We start from the raw sequence: 25,381 nt of genomic DNA on the forward strand, positions 1-25,381 counted from the left end.
GCCGCAGTTTTGACAGGAGAGGGAAGCAGATGAATCAACCCGTCAAGAGAACAATTGGAGCCAAAACCTGGAATGAATGGTCCTGGGGCTGGTTCCTTATCGCGCCAACGATGATCGGCCTTATCGTCCTCAACTTCATTCCGATTATACAGACCGCTTACCTCAGCTTCTTCAAGAGCGGAGATTTCGGCAGAGGCAATATCTACATCGGATGGGAGAACTACCGCAAGCTGATTCAGGACCCCCAGGTGTGGCACGCTGTCGGCAATACCCTGCTCTATGCCTTGCTGGTCGTTCCTGCCAGCATAGCCATCGCGATGCTGGTGGCCGTCCTGCTGAACGGCAAGCTCGCAGGCCGCTCGCTGTACCGTACCATCTATTTCATTCCGATGGTCGCCGCTCCTGCGGCAGTCACCATGGTGTGGCGCTGGATGTACAACCAGCACTACGGCCTCATTAATTACGGGCTGGCGAAGCTGGGCCTTCCGGCCGTCAACTGGACGACGGACCCCCGGGTAGCCCTTTTTTCCATCGCAGTGATCGGAATCTGGAGTGTCATCGGCTATAATATGGTGCTGCTGCTTGCCGGTCTTCAGGAGATCCCGAAGGACTTCTACGAAGCCTCGGATATCGACGGGGCCAGCCGGGTGCGCCAATTCTTCACGATCACCCTGCCGCTTGTATCGCCCACCCTTTTTTTTGTGGTGGTAACCACGGTCATTCAGGCGATGCAGGTCTTCGATGTCATCTATATGATGATCGATGTGAGCAATCCGGCCTATGACCATACAGTATCGCTTGTGTATCTCTTCTATAATAACTCGTTCAAATACTCGAATAAGGGCTACGGCTCAGCCATTGTCATGGTACTGCTTGCGCTGATAATGATCATTACCTTCTTCCAGATGCGGGCGCAAAAAAAATGGGTCAACTACATGTAGCAGAGGAGGCGGCACGATGGCCAGCCGTAAACGCTTTAACCGTATGATCGCTCACCTGGTGCTGCTCCTCGGAGCAGCCGCCATGATTCTGCCGTTCGTCTGGATGGTGCTGACCTCGTTCAAGTCAGTGACGGAGTCCACCTCGATGAATCCGTTTATCTTTATCCCCAAGACCTGGCGGGTGGAGAATTATCTGGAGGTATGGCGTCAGAATAATTTCCTGATCCTATACTGGAACACCTTTGCGATGATGGCGCTGCGGGTGCTGTGTGCCGTACTGTTCAGCGCAATGGCCGCGTATGCATTTGCCAGGCTGAGATTCCCGGGGCGGAATTTCTTCTTCAGTCTTGTATTGTTTCAAATGATGGTGCCAACGCAGATATTCATCATTCCGCAGTATCTCATGGTAGATGCGCTGGGGATGCGCAATACCATATTTGCCCTGCTGTTCCCGGGGCTGGTCAGCGCCTTCGGCACCTTCTTGTTAAGACAATTCTTCATGGGACTGCCCAAGGAACTGGAGGAGGCAGCTACAATTGACGGCTGTAACATCGGGCAGACGTTCGCCAGAATCATGCTCCCGCTGGTCCGCTCCGGCCTCGTGGCGCTGGGAATATTCACGGCTCTGTTCTCCTTCAAGGACCTGATGTGGCCGATGATCGTCAACACCAGTTCGGACGCGGCGACCCTCTCCTCAGCACTGGCGAAGATTCAAAGCGCCTTTGCCGTGGACTATCCGGAGCTGATGGCGGCTTCCGTGCTGGCGATTTGGCCGATGCTGCTGATCTACATCCTGTTCCAGAGACAATTCATCGAGGGGATTGCGACCTCGGGGGGCAAGCTCTGATTGTCCGTTGACGAAGCTCTGCGGTATCGGTCAGAATATAAGGATCGGGCCAGAGCGTAACAGAAGTGAATGGAGAATAAGCCTAAGGGAGGGGAAGCGCCATGAAGAAGTGGAGACCCGGAATCGGGATCGGCGCGGCTGTGCTGCTGCTGACGATTGCCGGTTGTGATGCGCAGAGCCGTACCGATGCTTCCCTCCTGGCGGGCGGAGGCGGAGCGGCAGGCGTCCGCGAACCGGTCACCCTGCGGTATTCCAGCTACTTGCTGGATACAGCGCAGGCAGGCAAAGTGTATTTCGATGCGATTGCCGAATTCGAGAAGCTTCATCCCCATATCCAAGTTGATGCCGATTTCATTCAGAATAATAACTATACGGCGGGAATCAAGATCAGGCTGCTGGGCGGCGAGAGGGTGGATGTGTTCGATACCTGGTCGCCCAGCCTGTTCGAGGAATTCCGCGCCCTGCGCAGCGATATGTATCTGGACCTGACCGGGGCGGATTTCCTCAAGGAATTCTACCCTAACTCTCTGCTGCCGGTAACGGTCGGCGGCCGGGTGTACGGCGCACCCGAGGTGATGCACAGTGACGGGCTGCTCTATAACAAAACCTTGTTCGATGCTCTGGGGCTTGAGGTTCCGCGTACCTGGGACGAGTTCCTGGCGCTCTGTGTGAAGCTGAAGCAGGAGGGGCTTATTCCGGTGGCGATGGATGCGGAATGGTCAACCGCCCAGTTCTTCTGGGGGTCGATCATGTCCGATAACGGGGCGGACGCCGCCTGGACCAAGAAGCTGGAGAGCGGGGAGATCACCATCGATGATCCGGTATTCGTGGATGCTGTCCGGAAGCACCGGGAGATTATTGACCGCGGGTTCGTGCCGCCGAACTGGAAGAGTCTCAAGCATGAGCAGGCCAAGGATCTGGTCGGCACAGGAAGAGCGGCCATGATTATTACCGGCACCTGGGACATTCCCAGCATTAAGGAGCGCAATCCGGCGCAGGATATCCGCTTCATGATTGTACCGGGCAGTGTGCGGACGGTGCCGAACATCAATGTCGGCACGTACCGGGTGATCAGCTCGCGGACGGAGCATCCCGAGGAGGCCAAGCAGTTCGTGGCGTTCATGAACGGCAGAGCCACGCAGGAGAAGCTGGCCGCAGGCGCTCTGGCCGTGCCATCCGTCATCTCCGCGCCGACAGACCGGAGTGATTCGGTGTCGTCCATTGCTGCTGCGGTGACAAGGGAGGACGCCACGCTCTATTGGCCGCACACGGTATCCACCGAATCGCTTCAGGTGAAGATTCTGGAGGGGGTCAATCAATATCTGGCCGGACAGCCCCTGGAGAAGGCTCTGGCCGCTATCCAGCAGGCGATTGATGAGGCTGCGGCCAAGCGGCAGCAATCAGAGTGACCTGAGCAGGAGATGAGGGATGCCCCTAGAATATAGTCAGGGAAGCAGTTGAATATACAGACTGGAAGGGTAGGACAACAATGGTTAACTACAGAACAGCAGCTCCGCATGAGCGCGAGGCATACATAGATTTGGCCAACTATGCATTCCGCCTGGATTTTGAGACCCTGATGCCCAAGGCTTATGACAAAAGTATAGATACCTCAGCGCTGCACAAGGTGGCTGTAGACGAGCAGGGCCGGCTGCGCGCACAGGTAGCCGTATTCCCGGAGATGCTCAGGATAGGGGACCATACGCTGCGGGCCGGTTATCTGGGCACCGTCTCGGTTCATCCGCGGGCACGCGGCGAAGGCCATATGAAAGCGCTCATGAATCTGTGGCTGGAAGAGCTGCGCGTCACATGCGATATGGTTGTATTATACGGCCAGCGCCAGAGATATGAGTATTTCGGCTTCACGCTTGGCGGCGTGAAGCTCACCTATACCGTGGCAGAGGCCAATGTGCGTCATGGCTTAAGGCAGGTGGACGCGGCCGGAATCACCTTCAGCCCGTTATTCGAGATGGAAGGCGGAGCAGAATTTGCGCACAGCATGAACAACTCGCGGCTGGCTTATGTGGAACGTAAGCCGGAGCAATTGCCGCTTATATTCAGCTCTCTTCATCAGAAGGCCCTAGGCGTGCTGGATCAGGGCAAGCTGATCGGGTATCTGGTTGTCAACGAAGCGGACAATGATATCGCTGAAATCGCGCTGGAGACCGCGGACGGTATTCTGCGGACGATCAAGGCCTACATGGCTTACAGCAGCGCAGGGCAGATAACGTTGCACGCGCCGGAATATGACATCCCGCTGAATAAGGCTCTTGGCGGCATTGCGGAAGACTTCGTAATCGAGAACTCGGATATGTATCATATTCTGGACTTCGCCAACGTCCTGAAGGCGTACCTTACACTGAAGTTCAAGACCACAGGCATTGTCCCGGGGGAGTTCTCAGCAGTGATGGACGGACAGCCGGTTACGGCGCGCGTGGACGAAGAGGGCGTGAGCATCGAGCGGTCAGCCATGCCGGATGCAGTTGTCCTTAACAGGCAGCAGGCACAAGCGCTTCTGCTTACACAGCACAGCCGGTATATGGCCGTGCCTGCGCCCGCAGGCTGGTTCCCGCTGCCGCTGTTCTGGTACAAGATTGATAAGTACTGAGTCCCCTAGATCGACTTGCGGAATTCCGCCGGAGTCATGCCGGAGAAGTTGCGGAATAGCTTGATGAAATAGCTGACGTTGTCATAGCCCAGCTGCTCTGCGATCTCCACAATGGTCAGGTTCGTCTGATTCAGGAGATCGCGGGCCTGTTCCATTTTCACCCGGGTCACGTACTCAATGAAGGTCAGCCCGGTCTCCAGGCGGAATAACCGGCTGAAATGGGTCGGGTTCAGGCCCAGTCGCTTCGCCATCTCCTCCATTCCGACCTTCTCGCCTGTATGATTCATCACATACCGTTTGGCCTCGGCTACTTCTTTGCGGACATTCTGCTTCCACATGGAGCCGAGCATGAGTATTTTATCCTTCAGGAATTCCTCCAGCCATTCCATGAGCTGATCCAGCGTTTCGAACTCCTGAATCGAGCGCTGGAGCCGCTCACTGTTGAAGTTATTGACGAAGTTCTGCATGACTACATATTTCAATTCCAGCTCCATTACCATTTTGAGCAGCCAGCTCTTCACGCTCTCCACCGGATATTGCTGGTCCCCGATATACTGCTTGAGCTCCCTGACCTTGGCCGCAATCTGCGAGCTGTCCTCCTGCTGGATGCAGTCTCTTAGCTGCTGAAGGATCTCCGAGTAATGGACGAACAGGTCCTCGCCGCTGGTCTGCACAGGCGCAAGCTTCATAATCGCTCCCTCGGCTGTATAGAAGCGTAAGGCATGGGAATCCAGCAGCGCCTGGATCTGCTTCTTGAGCTCAATCAGACTTGGAGTGGCCTCCCCGTAGAAGAAGGAAATCCCCATCCGCAGATGCAGCTTCGACATTCTTTGGACATGCCGGAATTGATCGCGGAACTCCTCATAGAGATTGCGGATGAGCAGATGCGGCAAGGGAACGAAGAGGATGAATTGCCGCTCTGTCAGCGCGAACTGGATAATGCCTTCGATCTCCAGGAATTCCTGCAGCACATTATCCATCACGAACTGCAGGTTCACCACGCCGCCGAACCGCCGTTCCAGCTCATAGGAGCGCTCCGGGACAGCCAGTACAGGCAGATACGGGGTACCTTGGTGCAGGCGGATTCCCATCGTTTCGGCTTGTCCGAACCACTCGGCTTCATCCCAGACCGGCTGCTCCACGAACCTGCGGATGAACCTCGTCCGGATGGCGGCGTAGTTCTGGCTGACCAGCTTCTCCATCTGGAGATAGTGGTTGCGGGATTTCAATTTCACCTCCAGCCGGGCCGCCGCCTCGGTCAATACAGCAATCACCTGATCAATCTGCATATTCTCCTTCAAAATATATTCGGCCACGTTCAGCTTCACAGCCTGCTGGGCATATTCGAATTCCCCGTGGCAGGACAGGATAATCGTCTGGAGCTGGGGATTCAGCTCGCGCGCCTTCTGGATTAACTCAAGGCCATTCATCGCAGGCATACCGATATCGGTCAGCAGAATATCGGGCTGATGCAGCTGGCAGGCTTCCCAGGCCGCTCGGCCGTCCGAGCACGCTGCCGACAATTCAAGACCAAGGGTGTCCCAGGGAATCGAAGCGCTTAAATATTCCAATACCGGATAATGATCGTCCGCTAATACTACTTTATAGGTCATGAATATCTGCTCCCATCTGCTTAACGGGCATGATTAACTGTACGGTGGTCCGCTCCCCGTGAATGCTCTCAATGTTCATCTCGAAGCGCTCTCCGTAGATTAGCTTGAGCCGCTGGTAGACGTTAATTAATCCGATGCCGTGAACGGACTCTGCCACTGGCGTCCCGTCAGCCGCCAAGGCGCCGATCTCCGCATCCTTCTGCCTGATATGCTGGAGCAGGGCAGCCAGCGTATGCTCCTCCATTCCTGTTCCGTTATCCTCGATCTGAATGGTCAGCCTCGACTCAACCCGGCCGATGGTGATAACCACCCGCCCTCCGCCCTGCAAGAACCCGTGCTTGTAAGCATTCTCAATAATGGGCTGGAGGATGAACCTCGGCACTGTCTCCAGCAGCAAGTCTTTGTCCGCATGCACTACATAGTCTGTTGGATATCTCAGGGTAAACCGCATTAACTCCATATACTGCTTGGTGAAATCAAGCTCACTGGCAATCGAGACGAATTCATCCCGGCTGGAGAAGCTGGCCCGCAGCATAGAGGAGAGCGAGCCGACCACCGCCGCATTCTCCTCATCGTGCTTCATCAGCAGCTTCAGCCGGATGGAGCTGAGCACATTGAACAGAAAATGCGGGTTGATCTGGGCCTGCAGCATCGCAATCTCCGCCTGGCGCTTGAGCTCCTGCTCCGTCTCCACCTGCTGCAGCATCAGCTGCACCCGGTCCAGCATGTTATCGAAGGAGTGCCCCAGGCTGCCGATTTCATCGGCTCCCCGGATGCCTGAGCGCACCAGGAGATCCCCGTCCTCCACTCTGCGGGCTACCTTGCCAAGCACAAGCACGGGCTTGGTGAATCTCCGCAGCAGCACCGTCAGTGCGAACAGGAAGCTGACCGCGAAGATCGTCTGAATAATCAGGCCCGTCTGGTTAATTCCGTTCAACCGTTCCGTCAGCTGCTCATAAGGTGCGACACTGATCAACCGCCATTTGGCATATTTCAGCGGCAGCGAGAGGAGGAGCTGGTTCTCTTCCTTGAACTTGACGATGTCAGGGAACACCAGCTCATCCACAGGCAGCAGACTGCCAAAGCTTGTACCGATCAGCTCCTGGTTCCGGTTCGACAGAATGTTCTCCTCATCATCCAGCAGATACACATCCTCTTCGAGTGAAGCGAACCGCTCACGGATCGCAGCCTCGCTGCGGCTGACAATCAGGTAAGCGTAAGGGGCAGCGGTCGTTTCTTCTCGTAAAGCACGCGCGGTCATGAAAATATAAGGCTGCTCGGCCTTCAGCGAGGCCAGATAATGGTCTTCCGCCCCCATGAATAAGGTGTCATACGGCGGGAGCTGCTCCAGCTCCTGGAACCAGGGCTGCTTGATGAATTCCCGCGGATCATAGTCATAGAAAGAATAATCGGAATAGGCATGTCCTTCCTTGTCCAGCAGCGTTATCCGCAGATCAGTGGTGTCTCCGGCTACCTGCTCCAGACGGCTGGTGAGAGTTCGCGCGGCCACAGGATTGGTCTTGGCATCCTCCAGCAGGGTTTTGATCTCCGGGTCGAAGTGAACGAAGTTCGAGACCGACACCATCTCTTCGAAGATCACATCAATCTGCGACTGGACAATTCTCAGGGACTGCGTGGACTTCTCCAAGGAATGCTCCCGGATAATAAGCTTGGAATAGACATTGGTAATATAGAGCATCCCCAGTGCCGGAATGACCAGGCAGGCGATCGAGGTAAGAATTAGCTTTTGCCGGAAGGAGAGCTGACTGAGCCTGTGCTTATCTTTCATTAATATCCCCTCCAGTAGTAGGCCTTCACAGACTTATGGTACTTGATTCTGCGCTTCGGCTCATCCAATAAATTTTTCAATTTAGAAAAAATAATGCTATACAAAGTTTTCGCCACAGATAAATTCGTTGCATGTGCAATAAAAGCGGTCCTTCTATAATGAAGCTACAAACATAAAAAGAGGTGGATACAGTGGACGTTATTACTGAAGAGGGGACAGCGAAGCGGTCCGGCAGCCCCGGAACAGGCAAAATGCGCAAGCAATCCTTTTACGACAATATTGCAGGGTATTTATTCATTGCCCCCATGCTCATTCTGACCGTAACGCTGGTAATTATTCCGATTCTCCTATCCGGTGTGATCAGCTTCTCGAACTGGAACTTTGTCTCCGGGCTGGACGGGTTCCAATTCGTCGGGTTGGACAATTACTCACGGCTTATGCAGGACGAATCCTTTCACCGCTCGCTCTACAACAACCTGATCATGATCGGCGTTGTTCCGGTAGCGATGTTCCTGGCGCTGGTGCTGGCGGTGCTGATCAACAAGGCAACGTATTTCAAAACCTTTTTCAAAGTGATCTATTTCATGCCCTTCATCTCCAGCTTCGTGGCGATTGCCCTGCTCTGGAGAGTGCTCTATCACCCGAACAATGGTCCGATCAACGGATTCCTCAGATCTATCGGGTTCGAGCATCCGCCGATGTGGCTGGCTGATCCCAAGTATGCCCTGATCTCGGTCATGATCATTATGGTGTGGACTTCACTGGGCTTCAATATGGTCATTTATCTGGCAGGCCTCCAGAACATTTCACGCGATCTGTATGAAGCTGCCGATGTGGACGGTGCCTCACCGCTCAGACAATTCTTCAGCATTACACTGCCGATGCTGTCGCCTACATCCTTTTTCCTGCTCATCACAGGGGTGGTCGGGTCCTTCAAGGTGTTCGATCTGATTATGGTCTTGACCGGCGGCGGTCCGGCAGGCTCAACCTCGGTTATTGTCTACTATCTGTATGAGGTAGCCTTCGTGAATCTGGAGTCGGGTTACGCTTCTGCGATGGGCATTATTCTGCTGATCCTCATCCTGCTGGTGACCTTGGTTCAATGGGTCGGACAAAAGAAATGGGTCAATTACTAGGAGGTCAACACATGCGATCACTCAAGCTTAACCGCGTTATCGTCACACTCTTCATGGCGGCTGCGGGTATCCTGTTCATCATGCCGTTCTTGTGGATGCTCTCCGCTTCCTTCAAGCCGGAGCTGGATGTCATGAAATATCCGATAGAGTGGATACCGTCACAATGGAATGCGGTGGAGAACTACAAGCAGGTATGGGCCGGAGCCGTACCGTTCACACTCTACTACTGGAACACGACGAAGGTTACCCTGATGTCCACAGCGCTGTCCCTGATTATTTCCGCAATGGCAGCCTATGGCTTCTCCAAAATCATGTTCAAAGGGCGGGATACGCTCTTCCTGATTGTCCTGGCCACCTTCATGATTCCGACTCAGGCCATTCTGGTGCCGCAGTTCATTATGTACCGCTGGCTTGGACTGTTCGACAGCCATATCGGGCTGGTGCTGCTTGCCGCCTCCGGGGTGCTGGGAACCTTCCTGCTGAGACAGTTCTTCCTTGGAATCCATGATGAAATTATTGAATCGGCGCGGATTGATGCTGCGGGCCACTGGACGATCTTCATGCGGATTGCCATGCCACTGGTGCAGCCAGCCCTTGCTACCTATATGATTCTCCGTTTTATCTGGACCTGGAATGATTACCAGAATCCGCTGATCTTCCTTCGTTCCGATTCATTGTTCACCCTGCAGCTGGGCATCCGGAAATTCGCTGATTTCAGCGGGGAGTATTATTCCTTAATGATGGCAGGGGCAGTATCAGCCATTCTGCCGCTGCTCATCATCTTCATGATCGGCCAGAAGCAGGTTATTGAGGGAGTTGCGATGGGCAGTGTCAAAGGCTAGACTAATTACATTACAGGGGGCCAAATCATGTCAAAAGTAAAACGCAATCTATTCATCGCTGTACCGCTGTTATCCCTGCTGGTATCCGGCTGCGGAGGGGCAGGCAATGCCGAGAAGGAGCCTGCGGCTGCCGGTGGCGGGAAGGACGGCAATGCGCCGGTAACGATCAAGCTGAGCAACTGGTATGCCAAAAAAATGGACAACTGGGATGTCGTCATCGCTGAATTCGAGAAGCAGCATCCGGACATCAAGGTGGAATTCGCCTCTGCGGAAGACAACAATTCCAATGAATATTATAAGAAGCTTGATCTGGCCGTTGCCGGCGGCGATGATCTGGATATCATTATGTTCAGCAACATGACCTTCCTGTCCCAGCGGGCGGGGCTCGGCATGATCCAGCCGCTGGATGAGTATCTGACCAAGGACGGCATTAATTTCAAGGATGAATACACCGCCGATACCAGTATTGACGGCAAGGTCTATGGGCTGCCCGGCAAGTCCTCCCAGGGCTTGGTGATTATCAACGAGGATCATCTGAAGGAGGCCGGACTGAAGCTGCCTACAGACTGGACCTGGGATCAGTACATGGAATATGCCAAGGCCATGACGAAGAAGACTGGCGATAAAACCCGGTACGGCACCTATTTCCACAGCTGGATTCAATATGGCTATGTGGCGCAGACCTTCGGCCAGGCGGTAAATGCGAACCTGACTACCGATGACGGAAAGACGGCGAATATTGATAATCCGTTCATGCGCAAGTCACTGGAGATGCGTCTGCAGGGAGAGCAGGAAGGCTCCGCAACCCCGTACTCCGAGGTGGTCAGCCAGAAGCTGAACTACAGACCGCAATATTTCAACCAGGATACCAGTATGCTTGTTACGGGCTCCTTCCTGATCCCGGAGACCGGGGGAACCGAGACGATTCCGGCCAGCTTCAAGACCGTGTTCGCTCCGCTGCCGAAGATGAAGGCCGAAGATCCAATGTCATCGAACGTGAGCGGAGATGTCCTGAGCATCTACAGCAAGTCCAAGCATAAAGACGAGGCGTACACCTTCATCCGCTGGTTCTCTACCGAAGGCATTGTACTGCAAGGCAAGAATATCCCGTCCTGGAAAAAAGCCAACCTGAATGAAGTGGTGGACCGGATCATTGCAGGCAGCAAGACCCCGGAAATGATCGATAAAGCGTCTCTGCTCTATGTTCTGGAGAAGACCATACCGACTACTGCGGCTACAGCAGTGCCTTATCATGCTGAGCTGGAGAAGGTGCTGCTGGAGGAGTTCGACAAGATGATGCTGTCGGGTCAAAGCATCGATGATACCATTCAGCATGCGCAGACCAAGATCCAGAAGATTATTGATTCCAAAGCCTAAACAGATCATACCGAAGAGACAGGAGTGCTGCGTGTGCTGTATCCAATAATGACGGAAACCCGGAGTCTGTATGATCTGGGCGGGGTATGGAATTTCAAGCTGGATCAAGGCCGGGGATGGGACGAGAGCTGGTACGCTTCCAAGCTGACAGATACGATCCCTATGGCGGTACCTTCAGCCTACAATGATCTTGGCGTGAACCCGGAGATTCGTAATCATGTCGGCTGGGTCTGGTATGAGCGGGAGCTAACCCTCCCGGCGGGCATTCTGAATGAACGCCTGGTGCTGCGCTTCGGCTCGGCCACTCATAAGGCGAAGGTATATATGAATGGAAGCTTTGTAATGGAGCATTCCGGCGGATTCCTGCCCTTCGAGGGTGTGATTAATGACTACATTCAAGCAGGAAGCAACCGCCTGACGGTGGCCGTTCATAATGTGGTGGATTACACTACATTGCCTGTAGGCCTATACTCGGAGACAGAGGGGCCGGACGGGAAGAGGAAGGTGAAGAATCAGCCGAACTTTGATTTCTTCAACTTTGCAGGACTTCAGCGGCCGGTGCGGATCTACTCCACCCCGCAGACCTTCGTCCAAGATGTCACTGTCGTAACTGACTATGCGGGAGAGCAGGGGGTCGTCCGGTATAGTGTGGATATTACAGGCGAAGCCGATATCCGGGTTACTGTACGGGATGAAGAGGGGAATACGGTCTGCTCTGGGACGGAGCGGTCCAGTACACTGGATATTCCCTCTGTCAGACTATGGCAGCCGCTGAACGCCTACTTGTATACCCTAAGAATTGAGCTGATGCAATCCGGGCAATTGATTGATGTCTATGAGCTGCCGTTCGGTGTGCGGACGGTCCAAGTGAAGGACGGGCAGTTCCTGATCAATGGCGAGCCCTTCTACTTCAAGGGCTACGGGAGACATGAGGATACTCCGTTCCATGGGCGGGGTCTGGATGAAGCCGCGAATATTATGGATTTCAATCTGATGAAATGGTCCGGGGCCAATTCCTTCCGTACGGCGCATTATCCTTATGCCGAGGAAGTGATGCGTCTGGCCGACCATGAAGGCTTCGTCGTGATCAATGAGACTCCGGCAGTAGGCCTGGACCTTAATTTCCTGGTGATGTTCTCAGGGGGGGCGAAGAAGGATACCTGGGCAGAGGTCCAGACCTTCGGGCATCACCAGCAGGTGATCCGGGAGCTGATTAACCGGGATAAGAACCATGCCTGTGTAGTGATGTGGAATGTAGCCAACGAACCGGCCTCCTATGAGGATGGGGCTTATGAATATTTTAAGCCGCTGATTGAGCAGATGCGGGAGGAAGATCCGCAGCACCGTCCGGTAACGCTGGTGACGCATATTGAGGCTTCTCCGGCGAACGACCGGATCTCTGAGCTGATCGATGTGCTGGCCTTCAACCGGTATTACGGCTGGTATGTGGACGGGGGAGATCTGGAGTCGGCGAAGGTCAAGCTGTGGCAGGAGCTGGACGCTTGGACCAAGCGCTGCCCCGGCAAGCCGATGATGATGACCGAATACGGAACCGACACCGTAGCCGGACTGCATGATGTGGAGCCGATCATGTTCACAGAAGAATACCAGGTAGCGTTCTATCGGGCGAATCACGAAGTCTTCGATGAATTTCCGGAGTTTGTGGGTGAGCAGGTATGGAATTTCGCAGATTTTGCCACCAGCCAGGGCATCATCCGCGTACAGGGGAACAAGAAGGGCATCTTCACCCGTGACCGCAAGCCCAAGGCGGCAGCCCACGAGCTGCGCCGCAGATGGACGGCGATACCGGATTTTGGATATAAGAAGTGAAATGAACTTTCGGTTGCAGCGCAAGTTTGCAAACCTGCAAGTTTTCAAACTTGCAAGTCTCCAATCCTTCAAGCCTCCCGTTATGGGAGGCTTGTTTTTTTAAACAACCCCCGGCTCGGCTGGGGGGCCTTAATGATTCGTGGCAAGAGGGAAGGGCGGACGGAGTTGGAAAAAAGGCATTTAATTTTGCCGTAATCAAGGGTTAGAGGGAAGCAGCTGGAAAAAGTACACTTAATTACTGGAATACGATGGATTTAGCAGAAGTTGGGCTGAGCAAGCTACATTTTTCCAACTAATTAGTTCACGTAGCCCTTTACCGTCACATTAAATGTACAATTTCCACTTCTATAAGTCCGCCGTCATGAGTCAGACGCTGTAGCCCCCCACCCCCTAATGATCCAGTCCCGCCTTCCGCAGACACTGCGCCTTCCGGCTCCACATCCCGCGAACATTCTACATTCTGTTTTATTCCTGCTTAGCATATCTGCCCGGGGATACTCCGGCTACCTTGGTGAAGCTGCGGATGAAATTGGCGTAATCGCTGAAGCCGGATTGATAGCAGGCCTCGGTAAGGCTAAGCCCGTCGCGGAGGTAAGCCTTGGCTAACGAAATCCGGCGGTCCAGTATGTAGGAACGCAGCGTCAGGCCTGTGTGTTGTTTGAACTGGCGGCTGATATAGGTGCTGTTCAAATGAAAGATACCGCTAAGCTGCTCAAGCGTGATGGCCTGCCCCAGATGGGCATCAATATACTCCATCGTCCTGCGGACCAGCTCCGGCATGATATCCGCAGGAACGATGCTCGTTCTATGAAACATGGTGTTGGTCAGCACCAATATTTGAGCAAGCATGCTGTTGGCGAGGATATCTGCCCCATACGCATCCGATGAGAGGACCTGCTCCAGATCGCCGGTCAACCGGAGAATCTGCTGAAGCTCGGCTTCCTCCAGACGAACGATGTTGCCCTTCCCCTTCGGGCGGTAATCGAAGCACCAGGATAGAGGAGTAGCTGGAGTAGACAGGCGGTGCAGATAAGATTTTTGGAGATTGATCGTAATCCGTTCATATTCCGATTCATCCTGGCTGAAGGAACGATGCATTTCTTCCGGATTCAGTACAAGCAGATCTCCGCGCTGCAGGTGGTAGCAGCTGTTCTCAACATAGAACTTGACGTTGCCGCGCAGAAATAAATACAGCTCATACGCTTCATGGCGGTGATAGAAGGTTCCCATATTATAGGTGGTTGTCCTGTGCAGGTAGAGGTAATCTTTATGGATAGGGTCATAGTGAAGCTCAAAGGGCTCGTTCATGGGTAACCTCCGGATCATTTCGCGCAATAATAACAGCGGAACCCGCAATGATTCTTCTCTGGAAATACTTTAAAATGACATTATCCTAGCATGCAGGAATAGGATTTGCAACCCTTTTATCGTATTACAACAGACTGGAGGACAGGATAGTGGAACTGATCATAACGGCAAGAAGCAAGGCTCAGGAAGATTCTGAATATACCGGACTTAACGGGAATGGACTACATGCATCCGTAGAGATAACAGGCGGGGCGGGCAGTGCACAGCATCCCTTTCAGGCTCATGTACAGATCACGAATCTGAACAGCACGCCTTGGTCAGGCGTCATTCATGTGGAGTTGCCGTTCGCCAAGGCTGATCCGCGCTTTTTTCTTCCCGCATTTATGTATGGCCGCAACCGGGGAGAAGCTCCGCAGAATGTTCCGAACGAATTCTCGAGATTAAGGGAGGGCCAGCCCGCGCGCCCTTCTTCTTCCTGGTGGATGGTGCGCAGCGACCGGCTGTCACACCCTGCAGCGCTTGTATATGACACGGGCAAAGTGTACGGATTATGCGCCAGTCCTTATTTTATATACAAGGAGGGAGAGAAGCTCCAGTGGAAGCCTGGGCTAAAGGGGGAGTTCTTGCAGTATGGCGGCTTCACCTGCTCGCTTGCCAAGGGGACGGTCGGGTATACGCTGGGGTATGAGAATGCTCCGCTTCTGTTCATCAAATCGCATCTCGTCAAGGAGCGGGCACCGCTGGAGGAGAACTGCTTCGAGCTGGCGGCCTCAGAGTCTGTGTTGTTCACGCTGGATGTGTATGACTACAAGGCCGGGTCGGAGCTGGGCATCAATGCTGCGCTGGAAGACATCTATTTCCGCTATCATCAGCCACCAAGATCCGGCAGTGATAGGCGGACCGCTGTAGCCGATCTATCGAAGGCAATCTATCAATATGCATGGCTGCCTGAGGACCGGAGCTATACAACCTTTGTCTATGAGGACAAGGAGACGGGCGGGTACCGGTATAATAAAATCATCTCGACCAGCTGGACGAACGGTCTGAGTGTAGCCACTCCGATGCTGATGGCTGCCCTGCGGCTGGGGGATGAGCCGATGCGCGGGCAGGCGCTCTCCTGCATCGAGAATATCATCGGGAACTCTCTGAACCCGGCTTCCAGTCTCCCTTATGAGGCCTATCAGGACGGGGAATGGAGCATTCACGGCTGGTGGTTTGACGGGATGCGCACGCCGGGACATTCCGCTTATCTGTGCGGACAGGCCTTATTCTATATTATGAAGGCCTATGAATATGAGAAACGGATCAAGCATGTCATCCACGAGGAGTGGGTGGACTTCGTGCGGAAGATTCTTCCTGTGCTGGAGAGAAGCCGGAATTCGGACGATGAATACCCTACGATACTCTCCGAGAGAACCGGTGCCGGGCTTGAATATGATTCCTTCAGCGGAACCTGGATCATGGCGGCAATAGCTTACTATAGCTGGCTAACCGGAAACCGGTCGCATCTGGACAGCCTGAAGCGCAGTGAGCGGCATTATTATGAAACCTATGTGAAGCGGATGGAATGTTACGGCGCACCGCTTGATGCGGATAAAGCGGTAGACTCGGAAGGGATTCTGGCGTACATCCGGGCGGTCAGATATCTGCACGCCCTGACAGGCGATGAGCTGTATCTTGATCATATGAGAGATGCCCTTGCTTACGAATTCACCTTCAAATTCGCCTATAATTCTCCGGTTAAGGTGCCGCCGCTGAGCACAGTAGGCTGGTCCAGCTGCGGGGGAAGCGTGACCTCAACCGCCAATCCGCATATCCATCCCATGTCGAGCAGTGTGGTCGATGAGCTGTATTACTACTTGCAGCAGCGCGATGATCCTTACGTCCGGCAGCGGATGCTGGATACCGTCGGCTGGGGCTGCCAGACCTACAACCGGTATGACCGGGAATTTGATCACGGCCTGACGGGCTGGATGTCCGAGAGATTCTGCCATTCCGAGGGGCTGGTCACCGAGACCTACAGTGACGGTTCACCGGCCAGCACCTGGTTCTGTCTGATGCCTTGGGCCAGCGGCAGCATTATTGAAGGGCTGGTGGGTGATTACTGGGAAGCTGACAGCGAGTAGCGCCGGTACGGATGGAAGACTTACATGAAGAGGATAACGGTTCCCGGTTAAGCGGGGGGTTGTCCTCTTTCTTTGTTTCACAAGAATGCCCGGGCACTCAGGGCAGCGTACTGGCCCGGTATCTGCCCGGGGACATGCCGGCCACCTTAGTGAAGCTTCTGATGAAGTTGGCGTAATCGCTGAAGCCGGACAGCTCGCAGGCGGCAGCGACGCTTTTCCCGGCTGTAAGATGGCTCATGGCCAGGGAAATGCGCTTGTTCACAATATAGGAGCGGACCGTAAGACCGGTATGCTCCCTGAAGAGCCGGCTGATATATTTGCCGCTGTAATGGAATTCCTGCTCCAGCTGCCCGGAGGAGATCGGGTCCAGCAGATGAGCCTCGATGTAAGCCATCGTCTGCCGGACCAGCTCCGGCATAAGATTATGCGGGAGGGCGGCGGAGGACTGCTGCAGGGTGTTGATGAATACAAGCAGCCGGGTCGCATACGAATCGGCCAGCAGATCCTGTCCGTAGTCCTCCGAATGGAGGCTGTGAATCAATTGGTCGGCCAGTCTGGAGTAGAAGCTGCACTGGTCCTTGGAGAGCCGGATCAGCGTATTCAGCCCGGAGGGAGCGGAGTCGAAGCAGGCCAGCAGATTCGTGCGCCTGCTGGACAGCCGCTCCAGGGCAGATCTTCTCAGGTTCAGCCCGATCCGTTCATACATCTGGTTGTCGGCACAGACGCAGCGGTGCATCTCGCCGGGACGGATCAGGAGCAGGTCGCCGGGGGAGAGCTTGTAGCAGGACTGCTCCACATACATATAGGTATTGCCTCTCAGGAACAGATAGATTTCGTAGGCGTCATGCCGGTGGTACAGCTGGGCCGGGTTAAGCAGCTCCGTGGTGGTGGACCTGTGGAAGCAGATCATTTCTTCCGGGATCGGGGTGAAGACATACTGGATATTCTGCTCCATAGCATTCATTCCTTCAAATGGAAATAATGGGATTATTGGTATCCGCGCAATATACTCTCTCTGATGTGCAACGACTAGAATACCAGATATTTAATATAATACAGGAAAAGGAAGCGCTTGCAAGTGCTACAAGAAGCATGGACAAGCAGGGTGGAAGGTACCGCTGACGCTTCAACCAGACAGGAGGTGATCAGAGCAGGGTTTCGCAGCAAAGCAGAATTGATAAGAACAGAAATGATACGATGAGGAGATGAGTCTATGATATCAAAGGTAAAAAAATCAATCTGTACATTATTGGCATCTGTAACCATGCTCTCCGTATTGATGGTGCCGCCGCCGCCCAAAGTTTCAGCGGCCAGCGATGTAACGGTCAATCTGTCCGCCCAGAAGCAAGTGATTCGCGGATTCGGGGGCATCAACCACCCGGTCTGGATCGGCGATCTGACGGCCGCGCAGAGGGAGACCGCCTTCGGCAACGGGGCGAACCAGCTTGGGTTCTCCATTCTGAGAATTTCTGTAGACGATAACAAGAATAACTGGTCTAAGGAGCTGGACACGGCCAAGGCGGCCGTTGCCAAGGGAGCGATTGTCTTCGCTTCACCGTGGAATCCTCCTGCAAGCATGACGGAGACCTTCAACCATAACGGGAATACCTCGGCCAAGCGTCTCCGGTATGACAAGTACGGCGCATACGCCCAGCATCTGAATGATTTCGTTACGTACATGAAGAATAACGGGGTTGACCTGTATGCGATTTCTGTGCAGAATGAACCGGACTATGCCGAGACCTGGACCTGGTGGACGCCTGCGGAAATCCTGAACTTTATGAAGAATTATGCCGGTTCCATTAACTGCCGGGTCATTGCTCCAGAGTCCTTCCAATACTTGAAGAATATGTCCGACCCGATTCTGAATGATTCGCAGGCGCTGGCCAATATGGATATTCTGGGAGCGCATTTGTATGGCACACAGGTGAACAACTTTGCTTATCCGCTCTTCAAGCAGAAGGGTGCAGGCAAAGAGCTGTGGATGACCGAGGTCTATTATCCGAACAGTAACAACAACTCGGCCAACCTGTGGCCTGAGGGGCTTGAAGTAGCATACCATATGCACAACGCGCTGGTGGAAGGGGATTTCCAGGCTTATGTATGGTGGTATATCCGCCGTCAATACAGCCCGATGAATGAGGACGGCACGATCAGCAAGCGCGGAGACAGCATGGCCCAGTTCTCCAAGTTTGTCCGCCCGGGTTATGTCAGAGTGGATGCCACCAAGAATCCGAATACCAATGTTTATGTCTCGGCCTACAAAGGCGATAATAAAGCTGTGATTGTAGCGATTAACAAAAGTAATTCAGCTGTCAGCCAGAATTTTGTCCTGCAGAACGGGGCGGCCTCAAGTGTCTCGGCATGGATCACGGACGCTAGCCGGAAGGTTGCTGCGGGAGCATCTATCAATCTATCGAACGGTTCCTTTACAGCCCAGCTTCCGGCGCTAAGTGTAACGACCTTTGTAGCGGAACTTGGAAGCGGGGGCGGTACCGGCTCGGGAACTACTTATGAGGCTGAGACGGACACCACATTGACGAATGCGGCCGCAGAGACAGTCAATGCCGGTTATACGGGCAGCGGCTACGTTAATTTTAATGCGGCAGCGGATGCTGCAATCCAGTGGAACAGTGTATACTGTGCAGTGGCCGGAACCAAGAATCTGAAATTCCGCTATGCCCTGGAGAGCGGCACAAGAAATCTGGATGTGTATGTGAACGGCAGCAAGGTCATCAGCAATGCCGCGTTTGCAGCAACGGGTGCCTGGTCCTCCTGGGGGGAGAAGACGGTTCAGGTTCCTATGAATGTCGGCAACAATACGGTAAAAGTGGTGACTACCGGTACGGAAGGCCCAAATGTGGACAGCATTAATGTGACCGCCCAGTAGGCTCTGGAGCTCATAGGTTCAATAGGCTGAAATTCAATCCTGGCTTGTAGACTGCAGCTTGCACAGTGCGTTTACAGGCCGGGATTTTTAATGGGCACCGTAATACATAAGCCTAAAAAAAGATGATCGTACAAATTTGAAGGTTTATAGTGTTTTTTTATAATCTTTCGTGCATCCCTCTCATACAAATTTGCTTTTTGAATTGTTAAGCTATTACCAGGCAATTTAGTGTAAGCGCATACAAAAGGAGGAATCTCTAGGATGAGTACAAAGATCAGGAGAAAGGCACTCTCGGTTTCACTGGCTGGTGTGCTGTTGCTATCCGTCATTACCCCTATGCCATTCTCTAACCCGCTTCAAGCTGCTCCGGCTGCTGCCGTGCATGCCGCTATTGCTCCGGCACAGGTAACCGCCGATTGGTACAAGAGCTACCAGACGATGGATGGTGTAGGAGCCGCCTATGCTTATACAGACTCCGTGCACATGCTGCAGCTCGCTTCCGCCGGCCATCAGGATACCGTCAGGCATCTGCTGGATCTGACCTTCAGCGAGCAGAAGGGTACAGGCCACGACATTGTGCGAGTGATCATCGGCGACAACGGCGGCCTGACGGCTTCCGGGGCTACGGCGGCCAGCCCGGGATTTAACCCGCTCACCAGTCTCCTGGCCGATGTGAACAATCCCGGCTTCGACATTGAAGGGAATGCCATTCCCCTGCGTGGTACTGCGGGACAATACGGCTACAAGATCGAAGCGGAGAACCGCTATTACGATGGCAATACCGACAGCATCTGGCCGGTTGAACCTGAGCATGCTCCAGGGACTCTTGTACCTGTGCAAGACTTCATCTGGGACTATCCCTCCTGGAACCAGCCGATCGGCAATGACGACGGCGGTCCGACCAATCTTCTCAGCAAGCCGGGTGAACAGCCTGTAGTCATCAAGAACTCCCCGCGTACCCGCAAAGAGCTGTTCGATGTCGATCAGGTCTGGACCATGCTCCAGGCGCAGCAATACGGTGTTACGCAATTCTACGCTTGTACCTGGACTGTACCCTACTGGATGAGCCAATCCAACACCAATTCTCCCAGCAAAATTATCCGCGGCGACATCGCCACCATCAATGGAAAACCGGTCAAAATATACTATCAGGCTTATGCAGATTATCTCGTGAATTATATCCGCGGAATGTGGGAGCAATACGGCATTCCGGTCACCCACATCAATCCCTTTAACGAAGTAGACCTCGCAGGCGGTTCGGCCGCTTACGTTACGGAACTGATTAACGGCTATATCGGGCCTGCCTTGAAAAAATCGATGCAGCCCGGCGGTGACCTCTATGATATCAAGAACCCGGACGGCAAGCTCATTGATTTCATTCCCCAGCTTGCCGCCGTGGATGGCACGAATCTGGGCGCTTCCTTGAGCAGAGGCGGCGAGGTGTTCTCGCAGACCGACCCGGACAATGCGCTCGATAAGAATCCGTATCTCGATGTATTCACCACCCATCTCTACGGTACGGTCGGCATCGGTACGGATGAGAACAAGCTGTACCATACCGGCGACTTCTCCAAGAGCCCTCTGGATTACACCAGGGATGGCAGTAAATATCCCGAATGGCTGAACAAGTATAAGCTCTGGCAGGCAGAATTCATGAACCAGGATACCGCTGACGGATCGGCCGGCGCGTACACCCAGCGGTACGGCAATCAGAATATCAATGACGCCGTGCGCTGGTCCAATCTGATGACCAACATGTTCACCAGTAGTCCGGGCTTTAACGGCTTTGTCTGGTGGAGCATGTGGGACAGCAACGGCGCGGACGGCTCTGACCTGATCCGCTTCGTGACCACCAACTCCCAGCAGGAGCCGGGACGGATCAGTACACTTACGGGTGAATACCGTTTGTTCAAGCGCTTTTACGGCTACGGGCATTTCTCCCGGTTCATGAATCCCGGCGATGTGCGCTTTGAGGTGACACGCGTACCGGCGCCCGATCTGAATGTGGTCGGCTTCAAGAATCCGGCTACGGGTGATTTCTCGATGACGGTATCCAATGCGAACAACGATGACAGCGTGCAGCCGCTGGAATTTAATCTGAAGGATTTCCCGGCCGGAACGGATAGTGTGACGGTGTTCCGCACCTCGGGAAGCGAGAATCAGAAGAAGCTGGGTACCATTCCGGTAAGCGGCGGCAAGTTCGTTATTGACATTCCGTCCGCCAGCATCGTGACCGTTGTTCCGTCCAAGGGTACCTTTGCTACCTATCAGGGACTTGACGGGGAACGCGACATCTTCTCCACGCTGGAGGCAGAGGGCAATGACAACCGTGTGCCCGGCGACAGTGCAGGCCAGGCAGGCCGGGCCCATGAGGCAGTGACGCTGGGGGCAGGCGCCTATCTTACCTACAACAATGTGAACTTTGCAGACGGCTCGGCGAACGGCGGCGTCGTCCGCAGACACTTGCTGTATCTTACCGCCCAGACGAAGTCGGCTCAGGGAGGGAAGCTTGCCACTTATGTGCTTCCGGTGGGGGCCGCTGCCGGCAGCAGTGCCGATATTCTGTCCCGGGGTACGCGGGTCGCAGAAATTCTGGTACCGGCCAACGACAGCTACGGCAAATTCCAGACTATGGTCGATACCGGTGACCTCAGTGCTTACGGGCATAAGGATCTCTATATTGTGGCTGAGCCGAGCGGGGCCGGGGGGACCATTACCGTTGACCGCTTCCTGTTCGGCGCAGGCGATTCCGACTGGGGTACAGCCGCCAATAACTCGGTCGTGACGATTCCGGGGAACCTGCTGCTGAATGGAGATTTCGATACAGCCACAGCCTCGAATACAGATCACTGGTCGGCAGGCCGTTACAATAACGGCAGCTTCGAGCCCGCTGTCACCGGACCTGTGCTTACAGCAGATACAGTGCAGAGCTACTCGGGACTCTCCCGTTATCTGAAGAACAACTCGACCTCGAAGGTTGCCGGGTCCGGGAAGCTTGCGGGCCGCATCGACGCCGCAGAGCAGTATGATGGAATGTGGCAGGACGTTACCGGTAAGCTGAATAAGGGGGAGAGCTATAACTTCAAGGGTTATTTCCTCTCGATGATGAGCCGCCCGGACAGTTATGATGTTGCTGCGGAGCATCCCGGAGATGTGGAAGCGGCGCTGGTGTATTACGACAAGGACGGCGTTCAGCTTGGCATCGAGCCGGTCAACGGGCGGGATATGCCAGAGCCCTACGCTGCCCGTGAAGCCGGTGATCCGGCATACTGGGTCGGGGGCAGACTGGTCGGACGTATCCTGGAGGGCGGGCCGCTGGCCTTAAGCTCCTTCCAGCCCGTGGATGTGAAGGTAGCGGATTGGCATGAGACGCCTAATCGGCCATTCACATATGAGGAACCCGCAGGCACAGCGAAGGTAGTTCTGGCGGTGTATGCGAAGGATGCCAACATCCTGTATGCCGACCAAATGTCACTTACTCCTGAGGCGGTCGTGGCGCATAACCTCTTTATTGATGGCGTTCAGCCGTCTGATTTTGACCAAGCGAAGTACGAATATAAATATACAGTAACCGGGAACGCCATTCCGAAGGTTACGGCAGTGACCAGCGATCCAGCTGAGCTAGTGAGTATCTCGCAGGCAGAGAGTGCGCAAGGCACGGCGGTAGTCCGGTTTATCAAAGGCGAACAAGTGAAGACCTATAAAATCTTCTTCAGTACCAACGAGGTGGTTGATTTCTCGAATGGCCTTCCGGCAGGCTGGGAGGTGGTGAATCCGGCTGATCCACAGACTGCATTCCGCTATAGCGCGGATGGTGCAGAGATTCAGACCTTGAAGAGCGATACGGACTATCCGGGCAGCCATAATATGCTGCAGCTTCCAGGCTCCGCTGAAGGCAACTGGACGCTTACGGCGAAGCTCACCGTTGACAAACCGCTGAATGATCCGTCCATGGGCGAGAATTCCCAGGTTGGGCTTGGCATCAGCGGCACGACAAGCGGAGAATTTTACCGGATCAATGCAAGGAAGGTCAGCAGCAATATTAAAGTGAATAATTCAGGATTAATCGGCACTCAGCCCTTCACGAACAATACGAATCAGACGAATTTGAGCGGCACCAACTATTATTTGCGGATTGTAAAAGAAGGCAATGTGGTGCAAGGCTATTTCTCGACCAACAGCGGCTCTTCCTGGATCACGATGGGCAGTCCGTCCACGTATACCCCGGAATTCTTCAAGGCTGCCAAGGTGCAATTGTATGGAATGAATACGAGCGCTGTAACGGACTTCAAAGTCACCTTCTCGGGTGTCACGCTGGTGAAGACCCTGGGAGAGACGGGGGAAATTTGGCCTGAGGGAAGCAAGCTTGAGGCTACCGGTGTCACGCGTACAGGGGTTACCTTATCGTGGCCGGCGGCAATGGATAATCTGGGCGTTACCGGCTACCGCATCTACAACGGGATCGATGCCGAGCCGCTGCTTGTAACTGGCATTGAACCGGTGGAGACCGAAGCCGGAGCCGTATACCGTTATGAGATATCCGGGCTGCTGCCGAACACGCAGTATACCTTCAAGGTGGAGGCAAGAGATGCTGCGGGGAACTGGAGTAAGGACGGACCATCTGCCGAGGTGACCACCCTGCCGGGTGAAGACATCACACCGCCGGTCTGGGCCGAAGGAAGCACGCTTGCTGCTTCCGACATCACGAGTAGCGGGCTGACGCTGACCTGGTCGGCTACGGCCACAGATGACAGCGGCATCTACGGCTACCGGATTACGAACGGAACCGGAGATAAGCCGGTTACGGTTACAGATGCTGTGTATACGGAGACCGTAACCGGCGCTGTATACAGTTATCAGCTAACGGGATTGCAGCCGGGTAAGCAGTATACGTTCAAAGTGGAGGCAGGCGATACGGGCGGCAATTGGAGCGAGGGTGGGCCTTCGGTGTCAGCAGCCACACTGCCTGCTGCAGACACCACACCTCCAGTCTGGACGGAGGAAAGCAAGCTTGAAGCTTCACTTATCACGGCATCCGGCCTGACCTTAACCTGGACGCGGGCTGAGGATGATACAGGAGTGACAGGCTACAAAGTCTATAGGGGATCAGAGGAGATCGCTTCGTTGTCCGGGACAGAGCTGCGGTATGAGGTAACCGGGCTTGCTGCGGGAACCGAGCATCATTTCTCGGTGCAGGCCGGGGATGAGACCGGGAACTGGAGCACGAATGGTCCTGCTATCTCTGTAACTACGCTGGGCAACAGCGGCGAACCTTCAGAACCGACACCGAAACCAACACCAGTACCCACATTAGTACCAACACCAGCGCCAACATCCGTGCCAACATCAGTACCAACATCAGTAACAACATCTGTGCCGGTATCGACACCTGCGCCGGCACCGTCATCGACGCCGGGAGCAACAACAGCACCTACTGCGTCACAGACACCGGAACCAACATCGGCCCCAGCGAGCGTATTCAAAGATGTGGGCGTCAAATACAGCTGGGCTTCGGAGGCAATTGACACGCTGTACAGTCTGGGAATTATTCAAGGAACCTCCGGTACGGCCTTCAGTCCGGAGAAAAACATCACGAGAGCAGATTTGGTGCTGATGCTGGTGAGAGCCCTGCGGCTTGAGGCGGAGGCAGATTCCAGCTTCGCAGATGTCAATCAGGGAGCCTACTATTATGAAGCACTGGGCATTGCCAAGAAGCTTGGCATTATCCAAGGTGTGGACGGCAGCAGCTTCCATCCAAAGAGCGAAATCACCAGACAGGATATGATGGTCATCGCTGCCAGGGCACTCAAGGCGGTGAACAAGTTATCCCTTAGCGGCAGCGCCGGAGAGTTAAGCAGCTATACGGACCGGAGTAAAGTGGCGAAGTATGCGGTGGATAGCGTAGCCGCTCTGGTTAGAGAGGGTATTGTCCGGGGAGACGGCATATCCATTCATCCCGCCGCAGCCACCACCCGGGCGGAAGCCGCCGTCATGATTTTCCGCATACTGAAGAAGGATACATCAGCAAGCGAAGCGATAAAGTAACACTGTACCATTCCTCTTGGCAGTCAACG

The 25,381-nt window shown here is 54.3% G+C and carries 15 protein-coding genes; 11 read left to right on the forward strand and 4 right to left on the reverse strand.

Annotated features, from left to right (window positions below; translation table 11 throughout):
- Positions 1 to 29: 29 nt before the first annotated feature.
- The 4 genes from MHH28_RS02145 (at position 30) to MHH28_RS02160 (ending at position 4,396) form a co-directional block, all read left to right on the forward strand.
- Positions 30 to 941 (forward strand): carbohydrate ABC transporter permease, encoded by a 912-nt coding sequence (locus tag MHH28_RS02145; protein ID WP_405111145.1) that lies wholly within the window; start codon positions 30 to 32, stop codon positions 939 to 941.
- A gap of 16 nt (positions 942 to 957) precedes the next feature.
- Positions 958 to 1,788: a carbohydrate ABC transporter permease gene (locus MHH28_RS02150; RefSeq protein ID WP_405111148.1), complete on the forward strand. Its 831-nt coding sequence runs from the start codon at positions 958 to 960 to the stop codon at positions 1,786 to 1,788.
- 101 nt (positions 1,789 to 1,889) lie between these two features.
- Positions 1,890 to 3,197, forward strand: a complete 1,308-nt coding sequence (locus MHH28_RS02155) for an ABC transporter substrate-binding protein (protein WP_405111151.1) — start codon at positions 1,890 to 1,892, stop codon at positions 3,195 to 3,197.
- Between the two features lie 80 nt (positions 3,198 to 3,277).
- Positions 3,278 to 4,396: a GNAT family N-acetyltransferase gene (locus MHH28_RS02160; RefSeq protein WP_405111154.1), complete on the forward strand. Its 1,119-nt coding sequence runs from the start codon at positions 3,278 to 3,280 to the stop codon at positions 4,394 to 4,396.
- Between the two features lie 5 nt (positions 4,397 to 4,401).
- Here MHH28_RS02160 and MHH28_RS02165 read toward each other — a convergent pair whose 3' ends face one another.
- Positions 4,402 to 6,009, reverse strand: coding sequence for a helix-turn-helix domain-containing protein (locus MHH28_RS02165; protein WP_405111157.1), 1,608 nt, complete (start codon positions 6,007 to 6,009; stop codon positions 4,402 to 4,404).
- Positions 5,999 to 7,798 (reverse strand): sensor histidine kinase, encoded by a 1,800-nt coding sequence (locus MHH28_RS02170; protein WP_405111160.1) that lies wholly within the window; start codon positions 7,796 to 7,798, stop codon positions 5,999 to 6,001. Before MHH28_RS02170 ends, MHH28_RS02165 begins: the two co-directional genes overlap by 11 nt.
- 191 nt (positions 7,799 to 7,989) lie before the next feature.
- Between MHH28_RS02170 and MHH28_RS02175 the strand changes: the two genes are divergently transcribed.
- Genes MHH28_RS02175 through uidA form a run of 4 tightly spaced genes read left to right on the forward strand, consistent with a single transcriptional unit; the run spans position 7,990 to position 12,983 of the window.
- On the forward strand, positions 7,990 to 8,934 hold the full coding sequence (locus MHH28_RS02175; RefSeq protein WP_405111163.1) for a carbohydrate ABC transporter permease: 945 nt from the start codon (positions 7,990 to 7,992) through the stop codon (positions 8,932 to 8,934).
- An 11-nt stretch (positions 8,935 to 8,945) separates the two neighbouring features.
- Positions 8,946 to 9,776: a carbohydrate ABC transporter permease gene (locus MHH28_RS02180; RefSeq protein ID WP_405111166.1), complete on the forward strand. Its 831-nt coding sequence runs from the start codon at positions 8,946 to 8,948 to the stop codon at positions 9,774 to 9,776.
- Between the two features lie 27 nt (positions 9,777 to 9,803).
- Positions 9,804 to 11,153, forward strand: coding sequence for an ABC transporter substrate-binding protein (locus MHH28_RS02185; protein WP_405111168.1), 1,350 nt, complete (start codon positions 9,804 to 9,806; stop codon positions 11,151 to 11,153).
- Positions 11,154 to 11,186: 33 nt separating this feature from the next.
- On the forward strand, positions 11,187 to 12,983 hold the full coding sequence (gene uidA, locus MHH28_RS02190) for a beta-glucuronidase (protein ID WP_405111171.1): 1,797 nt from the start codon (positions 11,187 to 11,189) through the stop codon (positions 12,981 to 12,983).
- A gap of 465 nt (positions 12,984 to 13,448) precedes the next feature.
- On the opposite strand, the gene MHH28_RS02195 is transcribed toward uidA, so the two are convergent.
- A complete protein-coding gene (locus MHH28_RS02195) occupies positions 13,449 to 14,291 on the reverse strand; it encodes a helix-turn-helix domain-containing protein (RefSeq protein ID WP_405111174.1) in 843 nt (280 codons plus the stop codon).
- Positions 14,292 to 14,440: 149 nt separating this feature from the next.
- Here MHH28_RS02195 and MHH28_RS02200 point away from each other — a divergent pair, with 149 nt between their 5' ends.
- Positions 14,441 to 16,417 (forward strand): hypothetical protein, encoded by a 1,977-nt coding sequence (locus tag MHH28_RS02200; RefSeq protein WP_405111176.1) that lies wholly within the window; start codon positions 14,441 to 14,443, stop codon positions 16,415 to 16,417.
- 97 nt (positions 16,418 to 16,514) lie between these two features.
- Here MHH28_RS02200 and MHH28_RS02205 read toward each other — a convergent pair whose 3' ends face one another.
- On the reverse strand, positions 16,515 to 17,381 hold the full coding sequence (locus MHH28_RS02205) for a helix-turn-helix domain-containing protein (RefSeq protein ID WP_405111179.1): 867 nt from the start codon (positions 17,379 to 17,381) through the stop codon (positions 16,515 to 16,517).
- Positions 17,382 to 17,630: 249 nt separating this feature from the next.
- On the opposite strand from MHH28_RS02205, the gene MHH28_RS02210 reads away from it, so the two are divergent.
- Together MHH28_RS02210 and MHH28_RS02215 are read left to right on the forward strand one after the other, a co-directional pair.
- Positions 17,631 to 19,307 carry a carbohydrate-binding protein gene (locus MHH28_RS02210; protein WP_405111182.1) on the forward strand — a complete coding sequence of 559 codons (1,677 nt, stop codon included), beginning with the start codon at positions 17,631 to 17,633 and terminating at the stop codon, positions 19,305 to 19,307.
- Between the two features lie 261 nt (positions 19,308 to 19,568).
- Positions 19,569 to 25,352: an S-layer homology domain-containing protein gene (locus tag MHH28_RS02215; RefSeq protein ID WP_405111185.1), complete on the forward strand. Its 5,784-nt coding sequence runs from the start codon at positions 19,569 to 19,571 to the stop codon at positions 25,350 to 25,352.
- Positions 25,353 to 25,381 lie beyond the last annotated feature (29 nt).

The sequence above is a fragment of the Paenibacillus sp. FSL K6-1217 genome, from assembly GCF_045040735.1.
GTDB lineage: Bacteria > Bacillota > Bacilli > Paenibacillales > Paenibacillaceae > Paenibacillus_AQ.